17 protein-coding genes, 1 tRNA gene and 2 pseudogenes are annotated in these 19,562 nt (G+C 53.0%); 18 read left to right on the plus strand and 2 right to left on the minus strand.

Going from position 1 to position 19,562, the window contains the following annotated elements; all coding sequences use genetic code 11:
- The first annotated feature begins 14 nt into the window (after positions 1 to 14).
- The 5 genes from ACFX4U_RS20445 (at position 15) to ACFX4U_RS20465 (ending at position 4,574) form a co-directional block, all read left to right on the plus strand.
- Positions 15 to 65, plus strand: a complete 51-nt coding sequence (locus ACFX4U_RS20445) for a hypothetical protein (RefSeq protein WP_216848985.1) — start codon at positions 15 to 17, stop codon at positions 63 to 65.
- 63 nt (positions 66 to 128) lie between these two features.
- Positions 129 to 1,229 carry an LPS export ABC transporter permease LptF gene (gene lptF, locus ACFX4U_RS20450; protein ID WP_200552180.1) on the plus strand — a complete coding sequence of 367 codons (1,101 nt, stop codon included), beginning with the start codon at positions 129 to 131 and terminating at the stop codon, positions 1,227 to 1,229.
- Positions 1,229 to 2,311, plus strand: coding sequence for an LPS export ABC transporter permease LptG (gene lptG / locus ACFX4U_RS20455; RefSeq protein ID WP_313508019.1), 1,083 nt, complete (start codon positions 1,229 to 1,231; stop codon positions 2,309 to 2,311). The genes lptF and lptG overlap by 1 nt, the downstream gene beginning before the upstream one ends.
- A gap of 57 nt (positions 2,312 to 2,368) precedes the next feature.
- Positions 2,369 to 2,851 carry a hypothetical protein gene (locus ACFX4U_RS20460; RefSeq protein ID WP_313508018.1) on the plus strand — a complete coding sequence of 161 codons (483 nt, stop codon included), beginning with the start codon at positions 2,369 to 2,371 and terminating at the stop codon, positions 2,849 to 2,851.
- Between the two features lie 85 nt (positions 2,852 to 2,936).
- Positions 2,937 to 4,574 (plus strand): dihydroxyacetone kinase subunit DhaK, encoded by a 1,638-nt coding sequence (locus ACFX4U_RS20465; protein WP_313508017.1) that lies wholly within the window; start codon positions 2,937 to 2,939, stop codon positions 4,572 to 4,574.
- Positions 4,575 to 4,765: 191 nt separating this feature from the next.
- Here ACFX4U_RS20465 and ACFX4U_RS20470 read toward each other — a convergent pair whose 3' ends face one another.
- Positions 4,766 to 5,785 (minus strand): NAD(P)-dependent alcohol dehydrogenase, encoded by a 1,020-nt coding sequence (locus ACFX4U_RS20470; protein WP_017459067.1) that lies wholly within the window; start codon positions 5,783 to 5,785, stop codon positions 4,766 to 4,768.
- 237 nt (positions 5,786 to 6,022) lie between these two features.
- Here ACFX4U_RS20470 and ACFX4U_RS20475 point away from each other — a divergent pair, with 237 nt between their 5' ends.
- The 8 genes from ACFX4U_RS20475 to ACFX4U_RS20510 all read left to right on the plus strand — a co-directional run bounded on the left by ACFX4U_RS20475 (position 6,023) and on the right by ACFX4U_RS20510 (position 10,492).
- On the plus strand, positions 6,023 to 6,475 hold the full coding sequence (locus ACFX4U_RS20475) for a lysozyme (RefSeq protein WP_305737243.1): 453 nt from the start codon (positions 6,023 to 6,025) through the stop codon (positions 6,473 to 6,475).
- 135 nt (positions 6,476 to 6,610) lie between these two features.
- The gene (locus ACFX4U_RS20480) at positions 6,611 to 7,246 is read left to right on the plus strand and encodes a DUF2589 domain-containing protein (RefSeq protein WP_045513580.1); all 636 of its coding nucleotides are present in this window, start codon (positions 6,611 to 6,613) and stop codon (positions 7,244 to 7,246) included.
- Between the two features lie 57 nt (positions 7,247 to 7,303).
- Positions 7,304 to 7,987: a DUF2589 domain-containing protein gene (locus ACFX4U_RS20485; RefSeq protein ID WP_305737242.1), complete on the plus strand. Its 684-nt coding sequence runs from the start codon at positions 7,304 to 7,306 to the stop codon at positions 7,985 to 7,987.
- Positions 7,980 to 8,435 (plus strand): lysozyme, encoded by a 456-nt coding sequence (locus tag ACFX4U_RS20490; RefSeq protein WP_017459063.1) that lies wholly within the window; start codon positions 7,980 to 7,982, stop codon positions 8,433 to 8,435. The genes ACFX4U_RS20485 and ACFX4U_RS20490 overlap by 8 nt, the downstream gene beginning before the upstream one ends.
- A gap of 16 nt (positions 8,436 to 8,451) precedes the next feature.
- Positions 8,452 to 8,925 carry a ribonuclease domain-containing protein gene (locus tag ACFX4U_RS20495; RefSeq protein WP_313508016.1) on the plus strand — a complete coding sequence of 158 codons (474 nt, stop codon included), beginning with the start codon at positions 8,452 to 8,454 and terminating at the stop codon, positions 8,923 to 8,925.
- 56 nt (positions 8,926 to 8,981) lie between these two features.
- Positions 8,982 to 9,392: a hypothetical protein gene (locus tag ACFX4U_RS20500; RefSeq protein ID WP_249882741.1), complete on the plus strand. Its 411-nt coding sequence runs from the start codon at positions 8,982 to 8,984 to the stop codon at positions 9,390 to 9,392.
- Positions 9,389 to 9,805, plus strand: a complete 417-nt coding sequence (locus ACFX4U_RS20505) for a hypothetical protein (RefSeq protein WP_305737241.1) — start codon at positions 9,389 to 9,391, stop codon at positions 9,803 to 9,805. The genes ACFX4U_RS20500 and ACFX4U_RS20505 overlap by 4 nt, the downstream gene beginning before the upstream one ends.
- Before the next feature lie 159 nt (positions 9,806 to 9,964).
- The gene (locus ACFX4U_RS20510) at positions 9,965 to 10,492 is read left to right on the plus strand and encodes an RNase A-like domain-containing protein (RefSeq protein WP_305737240.1); all 528 of its coding nucleotides are present in this window, start codon (positions 9,965 to 9,967) and stop codon (positions 10,490 to 10,492) included.
- A 97-nt stretch (positions 10,493 to 10,589) separates the two neighbouring features.
- Here the strand turns inward: ACFX4U_RS20510 and ACFX4U_RS20515 are convergent, their stop codons facing one another.
- Positions 10,590 to 11,189 carry a helix-turn-helix transcriptional regulator gene (locus ACFX4U_RS20515; protein WP_175273830.1) on the minus strand — a complete coding sequence of 200 codons (600 nt, stop codon included), beginning with the start codon at positions 11,187 to 11,189 and terminating at the stop codon, positions 10,590 to 10,592.
- Between the two features lie 567 nt (positions 11,190 to 11,756).
- Between ACFX4U_RS20515 and ACFX4U_RS20520 the strand changes: the two genes are divergently transcribed.
- The 5 genes and pseudogenes from ACFX4U_RS20520 to ACFX4U_RS20540 all read left to right on the plus strand — a co-directional run bounded on the left by ACFX4U_RS20520 (position 11,757) and on the right by ACFX4U_RS20540 (position 19,554).
- Positions 11,757 to 11,841, plus strand: a tRNA-Leu gene (locus ACFX4U_RS20520).
- Between the two features lie 155 nt (positions 11,842 to 11,996).
- Positions 11,997 to 12,368, plus strand: a pseudogene (locus ACFX4U_RS20525) (tyrosine-type recombinase/integrase); the annotation flags it as partial.
- Between the two features lie 301 nt (positions 12,369 to 12,669).
- Positions 12,670 to 16,185, plus strand: a pseudogene (locus ACFX4U_RS20530) (AAA domain-containing protein).
- A gap of 546 nt (positions 16,186 to 16,731) precedes the next feature.
- Positions 16,732 to 17,193: an L-alanine exporter AlaE gene (gene alaE, locus ACFX4U_RS20535; RefSeq protein ID WP_313507859.1), complete on the plus strand. Its 462-nt coding sequence runs from the start codon at positions 16,732 to 16,734 to the stop codon at positions 17,191 to 17,193.
- Positions 17,194 to 17,898: 705 nt separating this feature from the next.
- Positions 17,899 to 19,554 carry a ShlB/FhaC/HecB family hemolysin secretion/activation protein gene (locus ACFX4U_RS20540; protein ID WP_313507858.1) on the plus strand — a complete coding sequence of 552 codons (1,656 nt, stop codon included), beginning with the start codon at positions 17,899 to 17,901 and terminating at the stop codon, positions 19,552 to 19,554.
- Positions 19,555 to 19,562: the final 8 nt, after the last annotated feature.

The raw sequence follows: 19,562 nt of genomic DNA on the forward strand, positions 1-19,562 counted from the left end.
TACGCACGTATCCGCTGAGTATATTAATCTTAGCGATCATTTCGACGACTCAAGAGAATAAATGACGTTTAAGCCATGAAACAAGCTATTTTCCAGCAAAAATACTGGTTTTTACGGGCGTATTTAAAGTGATAATCATAAGATATCTGGTACGGGAGACGCTAAAAAGCCAGCTTGCGATCCTATTCATCCTGCTTCTGATTTTCTTTTGTCAGAAACTGGTCAGGATTTTAGGCGCAGCCGCTGATGGCGAAATCCCTACGAACCTCGTGCTCTCACTGCTGGGGCTGGGCGTGCCGGAAATGGCGCAGCTTATCCTGCCGTTGAGTCTGTTCCTCGGTCTGTTGATGACGCTGGGCAAACTTTATACAGAAAGTGAAATCACCGTAATGCACGCCTGCGGCCTGAGCCGCGCGGTATTGGTGAAAGCGGCGATGATCCTCGCGTTGTTCACCGGCATTGTCGCTGCGGTCAATGTTATGTGGGCTGGCCCGTGGTCTTCCCGTCATCAAGATCAAGTGCTCGCAGACGCGAAAGCGAACCCTGGCATGGCGGCGCTGGCGCAGGGACAATTCCAGCAGGCGACAGATGGCAACTCGGTGCTGTTTATCGAAGGCGTTGAGGGCAAAAACTTCAAGAATGTCTTCCTCGCGCAGATTCGTACCAAAGGTTCCGCCCGTCCATCAGTCGTCGTAGCGGATTCCGGGCATCTCTCGCAGCATAAAGATGGCTCTCAGGTGGTGACGCTCAATACCGGTACCCGTTTTGAAGGCACCGCGATGCTGCGCGATTTCCGCATCACCGATTTCCAGAACTATCAAGCAATTATTGGTCACCAGGCGGTGGCGCTCGATCCGTCGGATACCGAGCAGATGGACATGCGCACGCTGTTCAAAACCGATACGCCGCGCGCACGCGCCGAGCTGCACTGGCGCTTAACGCTGGTGTTTACAGTGGTGATGATGGCGCTGATGGTGGTGCCGCTGAGTGTGGTCAACCCGCGTCAGGGCCGTGTCCTGTCGATGCTCCCCGCCATGCTGCTTTATCTGGTCTTCTTCCTGCTGCAAACCACGCTGCGTTCGAACGGCGCGAAAGGCAAACTCGATCCGTTGGTGTGGATGTGGCTGGTAAACCTGGCCTATTTAGCGCTGGCTGTGGTGCTGAACTTGTGGGATACGGTGCCAATGCGCCGGGTTCGCGCCCGTTTTACGCGTAAAGGAGCGGTATAATGCAGGCTTTTGGCGTACTTGACCGCTATATCGGTAAAACCATTTTCACCACCATCATGATGACGCTGTTCATGCTGGTGTCGCTCTCCGGCATTATCAAGTTTGTCGATCAGTTGAAAAAAGCCGGGCAGGGGAGCTATGACGCGCTGGGCGCTGGGATGTACACCATTCTCAGCATCCCGAAAGATATTCAGATCTTCTTCCCGATGGCAGCACTGCTTGGTGCGCTGTTAGGGCTGGGCATGCTGGCGCAGCGCAGTGAACTGGTGGTCATGCAGGCTTCCGGCTACACCCGCATGCAGGTGGCGCTGTCGGTAATGAAAACGGCTATCCCGCTGGTGCTGCTGACCATGGCGATTGGCGAGTGGGTCGCGCCGCAGGGTGAGCAAATGGCGCGTAACCAGCGTGCGCAGTCGATGTATGGCGGCTCACTGCTCTCCACACAATCAGGTTTGTGGGCGAAAGACGGCAACAACTTTATCTATATTGAGCGCGTAAAGGGCGACGATGAACTCGGCGGCGTGAGCATTTATGCCTTCAATAAAGAGCGTCGTTTGCAGTCGGTGCGCTATGCCGCGTCGGCGAAGTTCGATCCGCAGGAGAAAACTTGGCGGCTGTCGCAGGTTGATGAATCTAACCTGACGGACCCGAAACAGGTTATCGGCGCGCAAACCGTGAGCGGCACCTGGAAAACGAACCTTACGCCGGACAAACTCGGCGTGGTGGCGCTCGATCCGGACGCGCTCTCGATTAGCGGTTTGCACAATTACGTGAAATACCTCAAATCGAGCGGTCAGGATTCCGGGCGCTACCAGCTCAATATGTGGAGCAAAATCTTCCAGCCGCTGTCCGTGGCGGTGATGATGCTAATGGCGCTGTCGTTTATCTTCGGGCCGTTGCGTAGTGTGGCAATGGGCGTACGTGTTGTTACCGGCATCAGCTTCGGCTTTGTCTTCTACGTGCTGGATCAGATTTTCGGCCCGCTGACGCTGGTGTACGGTATTCCGCCGGTGGTTGGCGCGTTGTTGCCGAGTGCCAGCTTTTTCCTGATTAGCCTGTGGCTGATGACGCGAAAAAGCTAGTTGATACCTGAAAAGAGAGGCTGAGGCCTCTCTTCTTTTTTCTGCAAGGAGCATCGCATGTTGATACGCGCAGCAACGCATCTCTCTGCCATGATCGTCTCTTGTTTGTTGAGTGCGCTGGTTACCGTGGCGATGCTGAGCGCGCAGTGGGCGCTTTCCCTTCTCAGTGATAGCGCGGTGTTGGTGCTTGAACTGCTGGTGGCCATCATTGCGCTGAGCCTGGTCTGCTGGCTGATCCAGCGAGCGGATGCGCTGGCGCAGCAGGTCGGCACCGTGCGACGCGGTTCGCCGCAAGAGCCACAGGCAGACCGGGTACTCGCCCGTTTTAGCGCGGCGGAAAACACGCTGAGCAGTCTGTGGGTTGTTTTTTCACTTCCGGCCATCGCCGGGTTCTTCCTCGTGGATTCGCATACCGCCATGTATTTGCACGCTGCGTTGCTGGTGCTGGCGATTAGCGGGGCTATTGTGCTGGGCAACCGTCTCGACACGCTGCGCAACCTGCGCGGTTATGCGGTGGATTTTGGTCGCAAAGCACCGTAAACCCCTTCAGTAAAATCTGTTCTTTACCCCGTCCCGCACCGTGCGGGCTATGCTTGAGGAACGATTCACAACTTTTTGGAACATTATGTCCAGATTCTTTTTCAATGACCGCAAACAGCTGGTCAATGATGCCATTGAAGGTTTGGTAATTTCTGCACCACACGGCAACCTCGTTCGACTCGATATCGATCCCGCTATTCGCATTGTGGCCCGCGCCGACTGGGGTAAAAGCCGCGTAGCGGTGATTTCCGGCGGCGGTTCCGGGCATGAACCGGCACACGCCGGGTTTGTCGGCAAAGGGATGCTCACCGCCGCCGTTTGCGGTGATGTCTTCGCCTCGCCAAGCGTGGATGCGGTGCTGAACGCGATTGTGGCTGTCACCGGCGATCGCGGCTGCCTGCTAATTGTGAAGAACTACACTGGCGACCGGCTGAACTTCGGCCTCGCGGCAGAGAAAGCCAAGCGCTACGGCCTGAAGGTGGAAATGGTGATCGTCGCCGACGACATCGCCCTGCCGGACAACAAGCAGCCGCGCGGCATCGCCGGTACGGCGCTGGTGCATAAGATTGCGGGCCATGCTGCGGAGCACGGTAAGTCGCTGAGCGAAGTGCGCGATATCGCTCAGCAGGCCTGCGACAACGTTTTCAGCCTCGGGCTGGCGATGGAGAGCTGCAACCTGCCGGGCGGCGATAGCGAAGAGGGGCGCATTCAGCGCGGGAAAGTCGAGCTGGGGCTGGGGATCCACGGCGAACCTGGTGCGACCACCGTTGATACGCACAACAGCAAGACGCTCATTGATACGCTGGTTAAACCGCTAAAAGCGGCGGTGGGTAACGATCGGGTGGCGGTGCTGATCAACAACCTCGGCGGCGTCTCGGCACTGGAAATGGCGCTGCTGACCAAAGAACTGGCGCATTCAGCCTTAAAAGAGCAAATTGCCTATCTGATTGGTCCCGCATCAATTGTTAGTTCGCTGGATATGAAAGGGTTTTCGCTGTCCGTATTGCGCCTGAATGACTCGTTTGAGCAGGCGATTTGCGCCGATGTGCAGACCGTCGGCTGGCAGAAACCGGTGCCGTTCGCGCCGATGAAAACCCAGCCGCACAGCGCGGTGTATGACGGGCTGGAGATTGAACCTTCCGACAATCCGCAGGTGAAAGCGTTGGTCAACACGGCGGTTAATACATTGATTGAGCTTGAAAACCGGCTTAACGCGCTGGATGCGAAAGTGGGCGACGGCGATACCGGCTCAACGTTTGCCGAAGGGGCGCGGGAAATCAAACGTCTGCTGGAGCAAAATGCCCTGCCGTTGAACAACACCGCGCAACTGCTACAGCTGGTTGGCGAGCGGCTGGCGACGGTGATGGGCGGCTCCAGCGGCGTGCTGATGTCGATTTTCTTCACCGCAGCAGGCCAGGCCGTACATAACGGTACGTCGTTGCCGGAAGCGCTACTGTTGGGGCTGAAGCAGATGAAACATTACGGCGGTGCGGATCTCGGCGATCGCACGCTGATCGACGCACTGCAACCGGCGCTTGAAGCGCTGCGCGATAGCGGGCTGGATGCCGCGGTAGCTGCGGCTAAAACGGGTGCAGACAGCACGGCGACAATGCAAAAAGCGGGTGCCGGGCGTTCATCGTATGTGAACAGTGAAAATCTCGACGGAGTCACCGATCCGGGGGCCGTGGCGATTGCGGACGTGTTTGCTGCTATTAGCAGGTAAAACCCGCCTTGCTGGAAAGCGGCTTTGATTTCGCTTTTGAAGGGTGTACCGAAAACTGTAAAAGAACCGCCAGCCAGGCCAGTCAGAAGTCAAACCAAAGACATTAAGACAGCCCAAATTCTGGCGCTGGTCGCGTTAACAAAACGGGTTAGCGCAATCAAAAAGCCCGGCAACAGCCGGGCTTTTTCACATCAGAAATCTGCTTTTAACACCACGCGGTAACGGGCTTTGCCGTCGCGCACATGCTGCAAAGCTTCGTTAATCTGCGACATCGGGAACATCTCGGTGGTCGGCGCCACTTTCGCGCGTCCGGCGAACTTCATCAATTTACGCAGTTCGTACGGTGTGCCGGTTGCAGAGCCGGAAACGCTGCGATCGCCTGCGATCAGCGTAAAGGCCGGGACTTCAAGCGGTTTCAGCACTGCGCCAACGGTGTGGAAATGCCCGCCGTGAGTCAGCGCCTCAAAGTAGGGCTGCCAGTTCAGATCAACATTTACCGTGTTGATGATCAGATCGTACTGACCCGCCAGTGCTTTCAGCGCATCCGCATCGCGGCTGTTCACCACGTAATCGGCACCCATAATGCGTACTTCTGCCTCTTTCGCCGGGTTCGAGCTAAACGCTGTCACTTCGCAGCCCATCGCGTGCAGCAGTTTGATGGCGATATGACCCAGCCCGCCGATACCGATCACGCCAACGCGGCTGGTGGCGGTGATGTTATGCATCAACAGCGGTTTAAACACGGTAATGCCGCCACATAACAGCGGGCCGGCGGTTTCGATATCAATGCTGTCCGGCAGCGGGATCACCCATTGCCAGTCGGCGCGCAGTTTATCGGCAAAGCCACCGCGATTAAGAATGGTTGGCACCGCGCCTTGCTGGCAGTTGATCTGATTGCCATCAATACAGGCATCACAGTGACCACAGCTGCGCGCCGTCCAGCCGATGCCCACGCGTTGGCCGATTTTCAGCCCTTTGTTTTGTGCCGCACTGCCAAGATCCACCACGCGGCCAATCACTTCATGCCCGGCGACCAGCGGATACTGGGAGAAACCCCATTCGTTATCGATCATGGAGAGATCCGAATGGCAGATCCCGCAGTAATCCACCTGCACTTCCACATCTTCCGCCGCCAGCGGGCCAGCGTCATACTCCTGCAGCTCCAGTGCGGCGCCAGCCTGCGGTGCGGCATAACTTTTAATGATGCTCATCACGGATTCCTTTGATTTAGAGGGAGACGCATGAAGTGTAGGGCATCTGCACGCGCTGCGGCAGCCTGTGGGTGTGCATACCGCCCGTTTCGTTAATGTATGGCGGTCTATGGCACGCCGCAGGCCGCTATTTTCGGATTTTCCATACGGCTATTTTGGCGCGGTGACTTTGCAACACGATGTGTCCGAACCATCCTCAAAAGGTGCAGTACCCACCTCAAACCAGGAGCAACCACCATGGCAAATCAACCGCAAAGTACAGGCGCTGGCGGCCTGGCGCTAATTAAATCTTTTGAAGGACTTAGGCTGGAAAAGTATAAAGATGCCGTCGGCAAATGGACCATTGGTTACGGACATTTGATCTTGCCGGATGAAAAATTTCCGCATGCGATTACCGAAGCCGAGGCCGAAGCGCTGCTTCGCACCGATCTGTTAATGACCGAACGCGGGGTACACAAAGCGGTGACGGTTGCGCTTAATCAGAACCAGTTTGATGCGCTGGTAGCGTTCACCTTTAACCTTGGCGCAGGCAATTTGCAGAGCTCGACGCTGCTTAAACTGCTCAACCAGGGGGAGTACGCGCAGGCGGCAGACCAGTTTTTGCGCTGGAACAAAGCGGGCGGTAAAGTGCTGGCCGGGCTGACAAGACGGCGTGAAGCCGAGCGCGCGCTGTTTTTAAAACCTGCGTAACCAGGCACGTGCCTTAGGCCATTTTCCCCGTTTTTTACCGCCATCCAGCCAATATTTTCAGCCTCTTCGCTCTATTACTGTGGGTTTGCGAATTCGCAACGCGATGTTTTCGTATAACCCACAGGAGTATGCATTATGGATTCACAATTTATTGGATCGGTCATTAATGCACTGCCGCTGGAGCACATGATTGGCGGCCCACTGCAGGCAATGATCAAAGCGCAGGTGCAGGCGAGTAAAGCGTACGCCGACTTCCTGCTCTCGGTGTGTATCAAGGATGGTAAGGCGGAGTCGGTGCAGTTTGACTACGACGAAACCGTGGTGGATGACAAGGGCGTTATCCAGGGCGTGGTGAAAAAGACCATGCGTATCCCGCTGCTGGCGGCCATTTCTCACCCTAACATCAGCATCGAAGAGGGCACCATCGACTTCGAGCTGGAAGTCTCCCAGAGCGAAGCCAGCAGCAGCCAGACCGAAGCGGAAGCCTCGCTGGAAGCCTCTGTTGGCTGGGGGCCGTTCAGCGTGAAAATCACCGGTCGCGTCTCGCACAAAGCCCAGCAAACCCGCTCCAGCGATACCCGCGCGAAATACAGCATCCATACCCAGGTTAAACGTCAGCCACCGCCGGAAGCTCTGATGCGCGTGATTGATTTCCTGACGGATGCCGCGACACGCCCGGCTATCTTGCCGTCAGAGGCGAAAAAGCTGGAATCGAAACAGCTTGATGCCTACCCCGAAACGCCTGCCACAGCGGAAAAAGCGCCGGCGTAATTCTCGTTATCTTCACCCTGAGGCTGCCTGGCAGCCTCATTTCTCACGGAGCGCACTATGTCAATGAAAGACTGGCTTCGCGGCAACCGTGGCGCGGAACCGAAGGCGGACTCACCTGCGCCGCCGCCACCGCCGGAGGAGAGCGCCGGACTGCCACCTGCCGATCCGCCACCCGAAGATGTCGCCGGATTACCGCCCGCCGATCCACCGCAGGATCCGCCACAGCCACCGGGCGACGGCACGCCACCCTCTACTTCAGGTGTGACGCTGGCCGATATCACGCGCGGCATGCAGCATGCGGCCTCAGCGGCAAACCAGCTGATCGCGCATCAGTATATGCAGGCGCTGGATCCCTTTTTTGAACACAGCGACGACGGGCGGCTGGTGCCGAAAATCGTCGAAATGGAGCTGGACGATCGACACCACTTCAAATTGCCGCTGGTGGCGCTCTCCACGCCGCGCGGGCTGATGCTGGAGAAGATGAAAGTGTTTCTCACCGTGCGCACTGACGCGGTGGAACAGCAGAGCGCAATGTCCGGCACGCCTGACGACGCGGTCAGCCGTTTTCACGTCAGCATGTCGCCGCCGAGCCACGGAGCCAGTGGGCGCGACAGCGGACATGTGGATATCGAAATGCAGTTCACCGTACTGGAGCCGCCAGAGAGCGTGCTGCGGCTTATCGAAGAGTACACCCGACAAGTTCTTCCTCAAGTAAACGACAGGAGTGATGACAATGGCTAATCAACCCCTGAGCACCGGCGCTGCCGGGCTGACGCTGATTAAATCTTTCGAAGGGCTAAGCCTGGAGAAGTACCGCGACGCGGTAGGCAAATGGACCATCGGCTACGGGCATTTGATTTTGCCCAATGAAAACTTCCCCCAGGCGCTGAGCAAAGTGGAGGCGGAAGATCTGCTGCGCGCCGATCTCGGGATGACCGAGCGCGGCGTGCATAAATATGTGACGGTGGATCTCAACCAGAACCAGTTCGACGCGCTGGTCGCTTTCGCCTTTAACGTCGGGCTTGGCAACCTGCAGAACTCAACGCTGCTGCGCCTGCTCAACCAGGGACAGTATCAGGAGGCGGCGGATCAACTGCCGCGCTGGAACAAGGCCGGCGGCAAGATTCTGGCGGGGCTGACGCGCCGACGTGATGCCGAACGTGCGCTGTTTCTGGCACCGATTAACTGACTCATGGAGCAAACAGATGAAACGACATCTCCCGATAGTCACCTTTGTCGGTCTGCTGTTAACTCAGCCTGCCTGGGCCGAGTTGCCGCAGTGCAGCGCGGTGGTGCAGGCAGCTAACCAGGAGCTGGCAAAACTCAATAAGAAAACCGTTCAGGACGACAAGAAACTGACGGCTCTGCTCAAGACCCTGAACCGCGATGACGTATTGCCAGCCGATTATGTCACCCGCGATCAGGCTATCAAACTGGGCTGGAGCGGCAAGGCGGAGGACTCGCTATGGAGCGTGTGGGCGCTGAACAAGAAGCAGTTGGGCGGCGACTCGTGGAGCGGTAAACCGCTGCCGGGCAAAGGTAAATGGTACAGCGCGGATATTGATAGCGTACGCGGTCTGCGCAGTAACAAGCACCTGATTTACAGCCCGGACAGCGCGACGCGTTATCTCACTACAGATAACGACGCCACGACCGTCACGCTTCCTCCTTGCCAGTAGTCGCTATTGCGGCCTCATCCCATTCGTTGAGGCCGCCTGTTCAGGAGGAAAATATGATGGCCGCAGATGGACTGCAATTGCTAAGCCAGGGGCTGGCCGCGCTCGCCGGATTGTTCGGCGGGCTGAGCGTGTCGTTTTTCTGGCAACCGAAAAAACTGCATCAACACGGGCGCCTGGCCGCCGGGATCATCATTGGCGCGATTAGCGTGAGTACCACTTTCACGCTCGGCGGGTTTATTGCCCGCTGGCTGGGGATGAACTTTAAAGACAGCGATATCGCCATGGGCATTGGCTATTTTGTTGGCGCGATAAGCGTCGGCATGATTGCCTGGCTGGCCAATTTCTTTAACCGCCGCGAAGGACATGACATTTTGCAGGTGGCCGGTGAGTTAAAACGCGCGGCTCGCGGCGTGAAAGCCGCACCGCGTCGCCGTGTGCCGCGCCGCAAACCAGAGGAACCATCATGACGCTTAAACTCCTTTTTTGGGCCATCACGCTGGTGGATGTGGCGATTGCGGTGATCATTTTTGTGAGCGCCCTTAGCAGCCGCATGCTTGATATTCCGCTGTGGTATCGCCTTGGGCTGTTAATCACAGCATTTGGTTTTACCGGGCAGGGTTGTTTGAATTTACCCTACCTGTTGTTTAACGTGACATTAATGGCGCATGAGTTACCTTTCTGGATATTAAAAGATATTGGTATTGGGATAATCTCAATTTATTATTTTTGGCACACCATGCATAAAGAGGATAAACCCGGTAAAACACCGATACGTAAAAAAACGGTGGCGGTGAAAAAAGCGCCGGTCGCTAAAAAAATTACTGAGACTAAAAAAACGCCAACCCCACGCGCGCCGCGTAAGAAAACACCCGCACAATAATTAACGCGGAGTGGTAAATTTATTTTACTGCTCCGTGAAATGGCCCAGGCCATTTATCATTCCTGCACTGGTCACTTGCCAAATATTCTGAAATTCACTCGGGCGGTAATTTAATTCTGCGAATTCGCACTTTCTTTATTCCACTCGCAGGAGATGATTATGTCTGTAAACTCTGTTTTTTCACGTAAGGTTAAAACGCGCAGCATTATTTCTGTGGCTGCGGTATCGCTGTTTTTATTCTCAACCGGGGCCATGGCTGTAAATGTTGGCCCGGCCTGTAACCTGCCTGGCGCTGGCCTGACGGCCGCGCAGTGGGCGCAGAATCAGGATAACGCCGGTGGGCATATGACGGTTTGTCATGTCGGTAAAGCCGATGCATGGCTGCAGCAGCGCACTGTCGCTAACCAACCGAGCTGCCCGCAAACGAATACCGCCTCGACATGGACGGATGCGGATGCGGCGTGGAATTCTATCGGCAATACTATTCAGGCGTTCTGTGCTGGCGCGACCAACAATACCGCAGCGGTTAATTTCACCATTGCGCTGGGTGGGAATGGCACTGTGAACGTGGGCAGGGCGTATGGCAATGGCGCTTTTTATAATATCGCCAACGATCGCCAGGCGTTTATCCGCTTAGTGAATAACGGTGGACAGTGGCGCGTACAAACAAGTTATCCAAGAAATTAAGTTAAACCACAGGAGCATTATGCCCACGCATAATGCTCCTTTTTATGCTCAGGAAAAAGAAAATAAGCTAACGCAAATCAAATAAAGATAATCAGGACTACTCTTCCGAATACATCATCGCGGCCTGAGTGCGGTTATTTACATTCAGACGGCGAAAAATCGATTCCAGATGCGCTTTCACCGTGCCCGCGCTGATATTTAAATGGCGGCTAATTTGTTTATTTGACTCCCCGGCGGCCAGCAGTTTCAGGATCTCACGCTGGCGTTCGCTCAGGCGGGCAAGGGCACTGTGCCCGTTGTCCAGCAACGTAATGCTCTCCTGCGGCAGACAGAACATCCCCAGCGACGCGCTACGCAGTGTCTGAGCGATGGTTTCCGGGGGGGAATCACGGCGGACAAACGCAATCGCGTGATGATTTAAAAATAACCGTAATAATGTCGGCTGACATTTATTCATCAGCATCACTACGGGGATATTCGGATGACGACAGGCTAAAATATCCAGCAGTTCGAGGCTCGAGGTTTTATTACCATCACCATCAAGCAGAATTAATGATGCTGGAAATTCATTAAGCGTATCATCAATATCGTTTTGATTATTCAGTCCACGAACTTTTACCTCCGGAATATATTGCGACAGTACTGATGCCATTCCTTCAATAAATATTGACTGCTTGTCAATCATGAGTACATGCATACGTTATCTCCACGTAATAGCGTTCGCCATTGAGACTGGTAATCATCAAAGTATTCAATGAAATGCAAAAAAAGAAACAGGCTAATTGTCATAGGTCTTTTAACCGATATGACAGATAAAACATTATTGGATGGGATAAACTTATTGAGGAAATATTATATATGAAGAATGGTCGCTTCGCTATTTTACGGATTATTAGCAGGCTCTGTTTTTACAAATATCGGCAGAGCGGCAAGAACGTATATTTCGTTAGTCAGATTATTTGCGAGACTGACTGGAGAAGGGAGAAGCCTGGAGTGCTAGCGGATTGTGACCCTGGAAGGGCTGGGGCTGATATGGAATGTTCAAAGATGGTAGCCGGAAGGGGAGCGTACTGGGTCGAAGGGGTGAAGCGGGTAAGGGAGTAAGAGGTTAATAAGGGGTTAAAGAGGAAAGAATTTATAAAGAGAGAGGTGACAGCTTGTAGAACGTTGATTTTTTCAGCACTTAGCGGCGTATGACAACATCGTGACTTGCATAGCCGCCCGCGGCAGGTATAATCCAACACGTTTCCGCATCCCCTTCAGTGCCGAAGTGGCGAAATCGGTAGACGCAGTTGATTCAAAATCAACCGTAGAAATACGTGCCGGTTCGAGTCCGGCCTTCGGCACCAAGACCTCTTCCAGGACCATCCGAGCAAGTCCACCAAACCCTTTAAAATCAAGGATTGCAGCGGTTTTTGTATCCGCTATTGTCCGAGTCTGTCCGTTGAAATCCGGGGGGCATAATTGGGGGCATCTTAACTTCGATTAGAAATGTGCCCCCAAAATGAAGCTCAACGCCAGACAGGTAGAGACCGCAAAGCCTAAAGACAAAACCTACAAAATGGCCGATGGCGGCGGTTTGTATCTTGAGGTTTCGGCGAAGGGTTCTAAATACTGGCGCATGAAATACAGACGACCCTCTGATAAAAAAGAGGATCGCCTTGCTTTTGGTGTCTGGCCTACTGTTACGCTTGCTGGGGCAAGAGCAAAACGTGATGAAGCCAAAAAACTGTTAGGGCAGGGTATCGACCCGAAAGCTGAACAGAAGGAAGCTCAGGCCGAAAACGCGGGGGCATATACTTTTGAAACCATCGCGCTCGAATGGCATGCCAGCAATAAGCGCTGGAGTGAAGACCATCGAACGCGCGTTCTTCGCACCATCGGAACATCAATAGACGTCAACGGACGTCTTTTTTGCGCCTGAAATCCAATATCCGCAAGTTTTTTCTCGCTTATTCACACAACCTGATTCAATTTACATTAAATTACTGATGTTTGGTGTGTGACTCTTGTATATGCCTAAATACTTATTAATCAAAAAGTTATTTTTGAAATCCAATTTTCTCTTCAAGCTAAACAAACTCTTGCGCTCGCACTCGCATCGTGGACAATGTTTAACCATGAGCAAAATTTATATGAACGAAATCAATAGCATTATTTAAGTCACGGGATGGGGAATGGACAGCAATACTCAGGGATTCACTTCATACTGGCGTAACACCTTAGCTGATGCCGAGTCTGGAAAAGGGGCATTTGAGCGTAAAGATGAAGATGTATTCACAAGATGGATGGATGTCACGACTGAAAGGTTAACTCAGGGGCTTGTTCAATCGTTCTTCGATGGTGAGGGTGAGCAGATTAAGACAGTCGAGGTGCTGTTACGGCCACAGATATGGATCCGCCTGATAAAGCATGGCAAAGAACGAGCGGCGGGAGCACCTGGTTTTATTACACCCCTGGTTATTTCCGCACTGTTGAATCGCGAAGGCTTTTTGTTCCCCACATCTCCTGCCACCATTCCCCGTGACCTGCTAGAGCCGCTTCCCAAAGGCACTTTTTCAATTGGTGAGATGGAGCAGTATGACAAGTACAAAACTACCCATCATTCAATAACTTTTGGTCCTGATGATGAGGGTGAGCTGCGTGAGGAAACAGACGAACAACGAGCGGAACGATATGCTCGTTATCAGCAGTTGTGGCAGAAGTATCTAAAAGATACAGATGAACTTTTAAAACATGTTGCTGGCAAATGGCTCGCGTCGCCTGAGCAATATGAACAAGCTGGATATGGCTACATTATTAAAGCCAACCAGCCCGGTGGGGCCAGCATCCATATTCTGCCTATGTACGATGATTTGCTGTCGTGCAGAAAAGAGGTTCCATTACTGGCGCGCTTTGCTTCGAAAGAGAAGTCTCCTGTTGAGCCGCTCCTGGCCAGCCATGCCATGTTCAGTGAGCGTCTGGGGTACTCCGGCGATAAGTTTCCGCTGGCTGTCGCGCAGCGCGATGCCCTGAGCCATTATCTCACTCAACAGCCGGGTGATATTCTTGCCGTTAATGGTCCTCCGGGAACCGGGAAAACCACGTTGGTTCTCTCAATCATTGCTACTGAATGGGCGAAGGCGGCGCTTAATAAAACCGAGCCGCCGGTAGTGATTGCTACCTCAACCAACAATCAGGCCGTAACCAATATCATAGAGGCCTTCGGTAAAGATTTTTCTACCGGTACCGGCCCCATGGCTGGGCGCTGGCTGCCAGAAGTGACAAGCTTTGGCGCTTACTTCCCATCCTCTGGCCGGAGGGCCGAGGCAGCAAAAAAATACCAGACGGAAGATTTTTTTAACCGTGTTGAATCTCTTGAATATGTAGAAGATGCACAGGTCTTCTTCCTTGAAAAGGCAAGAACGGCTTTTCCGTCCGACGAGTGTCGTTCCCCTGAGTACGTTGTGGATCTCTTGCATCAGCGTTTAGTTAAACTCTCTGAAAAACTTGAGCAAATCCAGCCCGCGTGGGACAGGTTGAACACAATCCGTCAGGAGAGGCGCGCCATTAGCGATGATCTTGAACAGTATATTCAGGACAAGAGTACGTTACTGCTCAAGACAACAAATGAAATCTCGCTATTAACACAGGGCAAAAAACAGTGGCAGCAATATCGAGCCGGTGAGTCGATCATATTCGCTCTCCTCTCCTGGCTTCCCGCCGTTCGTACTAAGCGTCACTATCAAATGAAGCTGTTTTTGGAAGCTACGTTTGGTGAAAGAGTGACAGCATTCCAGGGATCTCTGCCTGATGGAATTGATGCATTCATCAATGGCCTGATTACACAAGCGCTTAAAGAGCAGGCAGAGTTCCAGCAACAGATCGATCTTGCTGAGGATGTTTTCCGACGAGAAAACGAAGCAGCCTTATGTTGGCGCGAGATTATTCATTCGCTGGGGTATCAAGGCGAGGCGGAGCTTTGTCTGAGCGAAGCCGATGAGCTTGCCGATACACAGCTCCGTTTCCCGGCGTTTCTGCTGGCGATGCATTACTGGGAAGGTCGGTGGCTGATGGATATGTCAGCCATCAATAATCTCCAAAAAGAAAAAGGTCTCAGAGGGGCGAAGGCAATTAAAGCCCGCTGGCTACGTAGAATGAAGCTCACCCCTTGCGTAGTGATGACCTGTTTTATGCTCCCTCATCATATGCTCATCAGGGAACATGTCGGTGGGAAGAAATTCGATGATGGCTATTTATATAACTTCGCCGATTTGCTGATTGTAGATGAAGCGGGGCAGGTACTCCCCGAAGTGGCTGCAGCCTCCTTCGCATTAGCGAAGAAAGCGCTAGTGATTGGTGATACGGAGCAGATTGCGCCTATCTGGAACAGTTTACCCAGCATTGATATCGGCAATATGGTGGAGGAGAAACTTCTCCCCGGCGGTACTCAAGAAGAACTCATGGATGCTTATGCGCGAGTGTGTGACTCAGGAAAGAGTGCTGCATCTGGCAGTGTCATGAAGGTCGCACAGTTTAACTCGCGCTACCAATACGACCCGGACCTTGCGCGGGGGATGTATCTGTACGAACACCGTCGCTGCTTCGATAACATCATTGGTTACTGTAATACGCTCTGTTATCACGGCAAGTTGCAGCCCAAACGAGGGGAAGAAAAAGGGACGATTTTTCCTGCAATGGGTTATTTGCATATTGATGGTAAAGGTATGCAGGCCAACGGTGGCAGTCGCTATAACACCTTTGAAGCTGAGACAATAGCAGCGTGGCTTGCGGCTCACAAAGAAGACATTGAATGCCATTACGATAAGCCTTTACATGAGTTAGTCGGCGTTGTGACCCCATTTTCGGCGCAAGTCAGTACGATTAAATCGTCATTACGCAAACTGGATATAAATTGTAATGGCGATGAAAATTCGCTGACAGTGGGTACTGTTCATTCATTGCAGGGGGCGGAAAGGGCGATTGTGCTTTTCTCTCCGGTCTATTCGAAGCATGAAGATGGCGGATTTATCGATAGCGACAGCAGCATGCTGAACGTCGCCGTTTCGCGTGCTAAAGATAGCTTTCTTGTTTTTGGTGACATGGACCTATTTGAGATCCAGCCAGGCTCCTCGCCGAGAGGTTTGCTGGCAAAATACCTGTTTGCTTCAACTGGCAATGCTTTGCAGTTTGAGTACAAGGAACGTGAGGATTTAAGCACTGCGCAAACGCAGATTTCTACTTTGCACGGGGTTGAATAACATGATGCGTTTCTGAACCAGACTTTTAATGTTATCGGTAAGAGTATGACTATCGTTTCCCCCTGGCTGACATGGCAAAAGCTGGAACAAACGGGCTTTCTGGCGTCAATGGCTCAGGCTCGTGCTCGGGGCATCGATATCACCGTGGTGACAGATAAAAGTTTCAATACTGAGCATGCCGATTATGAAAAGCGCAAAGAGAAACAGCAGCGCCTTAATGATGCAGTGGAAAAACTAAACGAGATGGGGATCGTGACGAAGCTGGTTAATCGTGTTCACAGTAATATTGTGATTGGTGATGAAGGGCTACTGTGCATAGGGTCGTTCAACTGGTTTAGTGCCACACGAGATGAGAAATATCAACGATACGATACATCGATGGTCTACCGTGGCGAAAGTTTAAAAGGTGAAATAAAAACGATTTATTCCAGCCTGGAACAACGTGAGTTGTAATTCTGAGGAATCATTTTGCTGATTGTGTTTTCGTGAAAACTATCTGGCAGCACCACGTGCATTGATGTTGCCAATAGCTTTTCCTTGTCAGCAGTCAGGGCTGCATTTGACTGCATCGTATATATCTCTTCATTTTTCCCTGCTCCCTGGGTCTCATGATTTGGATTTCAATGAAGCCTATAAAGACGAGCGTAACGAGAATTGCCCGCCGCCGCCATGCGCCCTGAATGTAGCCACTGCTGCACGGGTGGATTCTGTCAGCGCCTGCGCTCTGGCTTGGAAGCCAGGAGAAGTGTTCCATGTGCAGTGCGTCAATCAGGCTGGTCGTTCCATTTTTAGCGTTGTGCGGTCACCACTGCGATGACGTTCAGGTCTCTGCGGTTGCAAGCGATAAGAAATTCGCAAACGCAGTTCGCTGCCCGTGTTTTGCCAGTATCTGATCAATAGCAACCTGAGCTTCTTACCTCCACCTTTGTACTACTATTACGAGTCATCTGTTTTTGATGAATTTGCGTTTTAACACCACACCACGACAGGAAATAAAATTTGCCTCAGCGCCCGGATCAGACGAAACGCCGAACTGCGTTTATTGCAGATACCACCGCGTTAATCGTTTTTTTCACCATCACAGGCATCATTAATGAACGCATTCTCGCGGGTATGACGTGGGAACAAGTGTTTCATGCCCGGCTTCTCGGCGCCGCCCTGATGGTTCCGGTGGCAAGGCCATATGGCATATGGCGGGACTGGTTAATGAAGCGTGCCGGTTCGAGCCGGTTTTCAAAATTGTTGTGGGACAGCGCTGCGCTTGTGAGTTTTCAGGTACCTATCTATGCCGTGATCATTGCGGTGAGTGGAGCCTCGGGAAGCGGGCTGATAAAAGGGACTTTAGGCGCAGCGTTGATGATGCTCTTGCTGGGGCGCCCTTATGGTGCCTTTCTTAACGCGGTGCGTAAGCTGTTTGGCTTACCTCCAGGCGGCGACAAACCGATGTCGTTGAACAGTTGAAGTTTCTTCTGTGCCGGCGCGAACGCTCCCCCGGCGTGTTAATCAGTCACCATTCCGGCGATGAGGAATTAGCGGTGTTGACGGAGGGCAAGTGAAGCGCATCAGGCACCCCTTGAGAAAATCATGCTGGCTGGTGGCAAACCTGCTAAGGCGAGTTTTTTACTGGAGATAAGCAGGGGTTCTTATTTGTTGTGGTCAATGCTCAATTTCATAAAACTCTGTTTAGAATAATGTAACAATACATAATATATTTTAGTTTAATCCCTGGTATTTTCTCACAGCAGTTAATCATTTTATTCTGTCGTGGCTTATGAGCTATTTCAGAATGCATTCCCCATAGCGTGTGTTTAATTTTTACCTTTGAACTTATTAAATCATCGCTCATGAAGTTTTCGTCAGTTTCCACTTTTCGGTTTATGTATAACGAAAGGTCATGGAAAATAGTTTTAAATAGCGATGTGAACTGTTGGATTGCTGTAAATCTTGCTCAGTTTATGTTTCTCCAATCGGTTAGGTTACTCTAAATAATGAATTTGGAATATATCCGACGCTAAACCTAAATTTTGACAGGATTTGTCTATTTACCTCCTGAATATTGTTTTTTCATTAAGCCCATAAGAAAATACTTAAAAATGATGATTATAACTAACCTAACCAAAATTCACTGGTGAGGGTTAACTTTATTCTGGTCAGGGATGGGCTAACGTGCGCTATTTAGTGGTGTTGTTATTTTTTGTCACGGCGGCATTGCAGGCTGCGCCATTATCACCGGCGGATCGTGATGCCGTCCGTCAGCAGCAGGAACAGCTGCTGCGCCAGAACCAGCAGCAGCGCGATGAGCTGGAGCGCGCCACACCGCTGCCGCGCGCAGGCCGCACCCCGTCTGACACGCAGGCCGGCGGCCCCTGTTTTGATATCCATACCATCACCCTTTCCGGCGTGACGCTCATCAGTGAAAAAGCGCAGCAGAAGCTGCTCGCGCCCTGGCAGAACCAGTGCCTGAACATGGCGAAAATAACCGGGCTCACCGCCGCCATTTCCGACTGGTATATCAGCCGGGGCTATATTACCAGCCGCGCGTTTCTTACCGAGCAGGATTTATCCCACGGCGAATTACGCATTGTGGTGCTGGAGGGGAAATTACGCCATATCCGCCTGGAAGGTGAATCCCCGCGCATGCTGAAAATGGTATTTCCGGGGCTGGAAGGGAAAGTGCTCAACCTGCGGGATATAGAGCAGGGTATGGAGCAGATTAACCGTCTGCGCAGTCAGCCGGTACAGATTGAAATAGTGCCGGACAGCGAACCCGGTTATTCCACCGTGAATTTAACCGCCACGCCGGAATTTCCGTTAAGTGCCTCTGTGTCGCTGGATAACAGCGGGCAGAAAAGCACCGGTGAAAATCAGCTGAACGGTTCACTGACCGGCAACAATTTACTGGGACTGGCGGATAAGTGGTTTGTCAGCGGCGGACGCAGCAGCGATTTCGCCACCGGATATGACGCGCAGAGTTTTCAGGCCGGGGTCAGTATTCCGTACGGCTACAGCCTGCTGGATTACAGCTACGCCTGGAGCAACTACCGCACCACCCTCCTCAATCAGGGGTTTCCGTGGGTCTCCACCGGGGACACGAAAACCCACCGCCTGAACCTCTCGCGCGTTATTTTCCGCAACGGCGACATCAAAACCGCGCTCAGCGCCGGCATCACGCAGCGCGCATCGCGCAACTGGCTTAACGACGCCCCGCTGGTGAGCAGCACGCGCAACCTCTCCAGCCTGCAGCTTGGCATCAGCCACACGCAGAAACTGCTGGGCGGCGTGGCGACCTTCAACCCGACCTACAGCCACGGCATGCCGTGGTTTAACGCCGAAACCGATGAAGGCAAAACCGGCGATGTGCCGCGTGCGCAGTTCCGCAAGGGGAGCCTCAGCGCCAGTTTTCAGCGCCCGCTCACGAATGACCTGCTGTGGCTGACCAGCCTGTACGGGCAGTGGTCGCCGGACCGGCTCTACGGCAGCGAGCGCCTGACGCTTGGCGGTGAAAGCTCGGTGCGTGGTTTCAAAGAGCAGTACATCTCCGGCGATAACGGCGGTTACTGGCGCAACGAAGTAAATTACACCCTGTTCACGCTGCCGGTGCTCGGGCAGATAAGCGCCACCGCGGCGCTGGATGGCGGCTGGCTGGAGAAAGACCGGCTTGACCGGTACGCTGCGGGCACGCTCTGGGGCGCTGCGGCAGGGCTGGGCAGCGCCGGGCGCTGGTTCGCAAGCCAGGTCTCTGTCGGCACACCGCTGCGTTACCCGGACTGGCTCGGCCCGGACCACCTGACATTTAACTGGCGTGTGGCTGTCACTTTTTAAAGGAAGAC

The organism is Kosakonia sp. YIM B13588 (genome assembly GCF_042788165.1).
Taxonomy (GTDB): domain Bacteria; phylum Pseudomonadota; class Gammaproteobacteria; order Enterobacterales; family Enterobacteriaceae; genus Kosakonia; species Kosakonia sacchari.

Excerpts from the sequence above, each read along its gene's own strand:
- lptG (WP_313508019.1), top strand. The coding sequence starts at position 1,229 with ATGCAGGCTTTTGGCGTACTTGACCGCTATATCGGTAAAACCATTTTC.
- ACFX4U_RS20460 (WP_313508018.1), top strand. The coding sequence starts at position 2,369 with ATGTTGATACGCGCAGCAACGCATCTCTCTGCCATGATCGTCTCTTGT.
- ACFX4U_RS20465 (WP_313508017.1), top strand. The coding sequence starts at position 2,937 with ATGTCCAGATTCTTTTTCAATGACCGCAAACAGCTGGTCAATGATGCC.
- ACFX4U_RS20470 (WP_017459067.1), bottom strand. The coding sequence starts at position 5,785 with ATGAGCATCATTAAAAGTTATGCCGCACCGCAGGCTGGCGCCGCACTG.
- ACFX4U_RS20475 (WP_305737243.1), top strand. The coding sequence starts at position 6,023 with ATGGCAAATCAACCGCAAAGTACAGGCGCTGGCGGCCTGGCGCTAATT.
- ACFX4U_RS20480 (WP_045513580.1), top strand. The coding sequence starts at position 6,611 with ATGGATTCACAATTTATTGGATCGGTCATTAATGCACTGCCGCTGGAG.
- ACFX4U_RS20485 (WP_305737242.1), top strand. The coding sequence starts at position 7,304 with ATGTCAATGAAAGACTGGCTTCGCGGCAACCGTGGCGCGGAACCGAAG.
- ACFX4U_RS20490 (WP_017459063.1), top strand. The coding sequence starts at position 7,980 with ATGGCTAATCAACCCCTGAGCACCGGCGCTGCCGGGCTGACGCTGATT.
- ACFX4U_RS20495 (WP_313508016.1), top strand. The coding sequence starts at position 8,452 with ATGAAACGACATCTCCCGATAGTCACCTTTGTCGGTCTGCTGTTAACT.
- ACFX4U_RS20500 (WP_249882741.1), top strand. The coding sequence starts at position 8,982 with ATGGCCGCAGATGGACTGCAATTGCTAAGCCAGGGGCTGGCCGCGCTC.
- ACFX4U_RS20505 (WP_305737241.1), top strand. The coding sequence starts at position 9,389 with ATGACGCTTAAACTCCTTTTTTGGGCCATCACGCTGGTGGATGTGGCG.
- ACFX4U_RS20510 (WP_305737240.1), top strand. The coding sequence starts at position 9,965 with ATGTCTGTAAACTCTGTTTTTTCACGTAAGGTTAAAACGCGCAGCATT.
- ACFX4U_RS20515 (WP_175273830.1), bottom strand. The coding sequence starts at position 11,189 with ATGCATGTACTCATGATTGACAAGCAGTCAATATTTATTGAAGGAATG.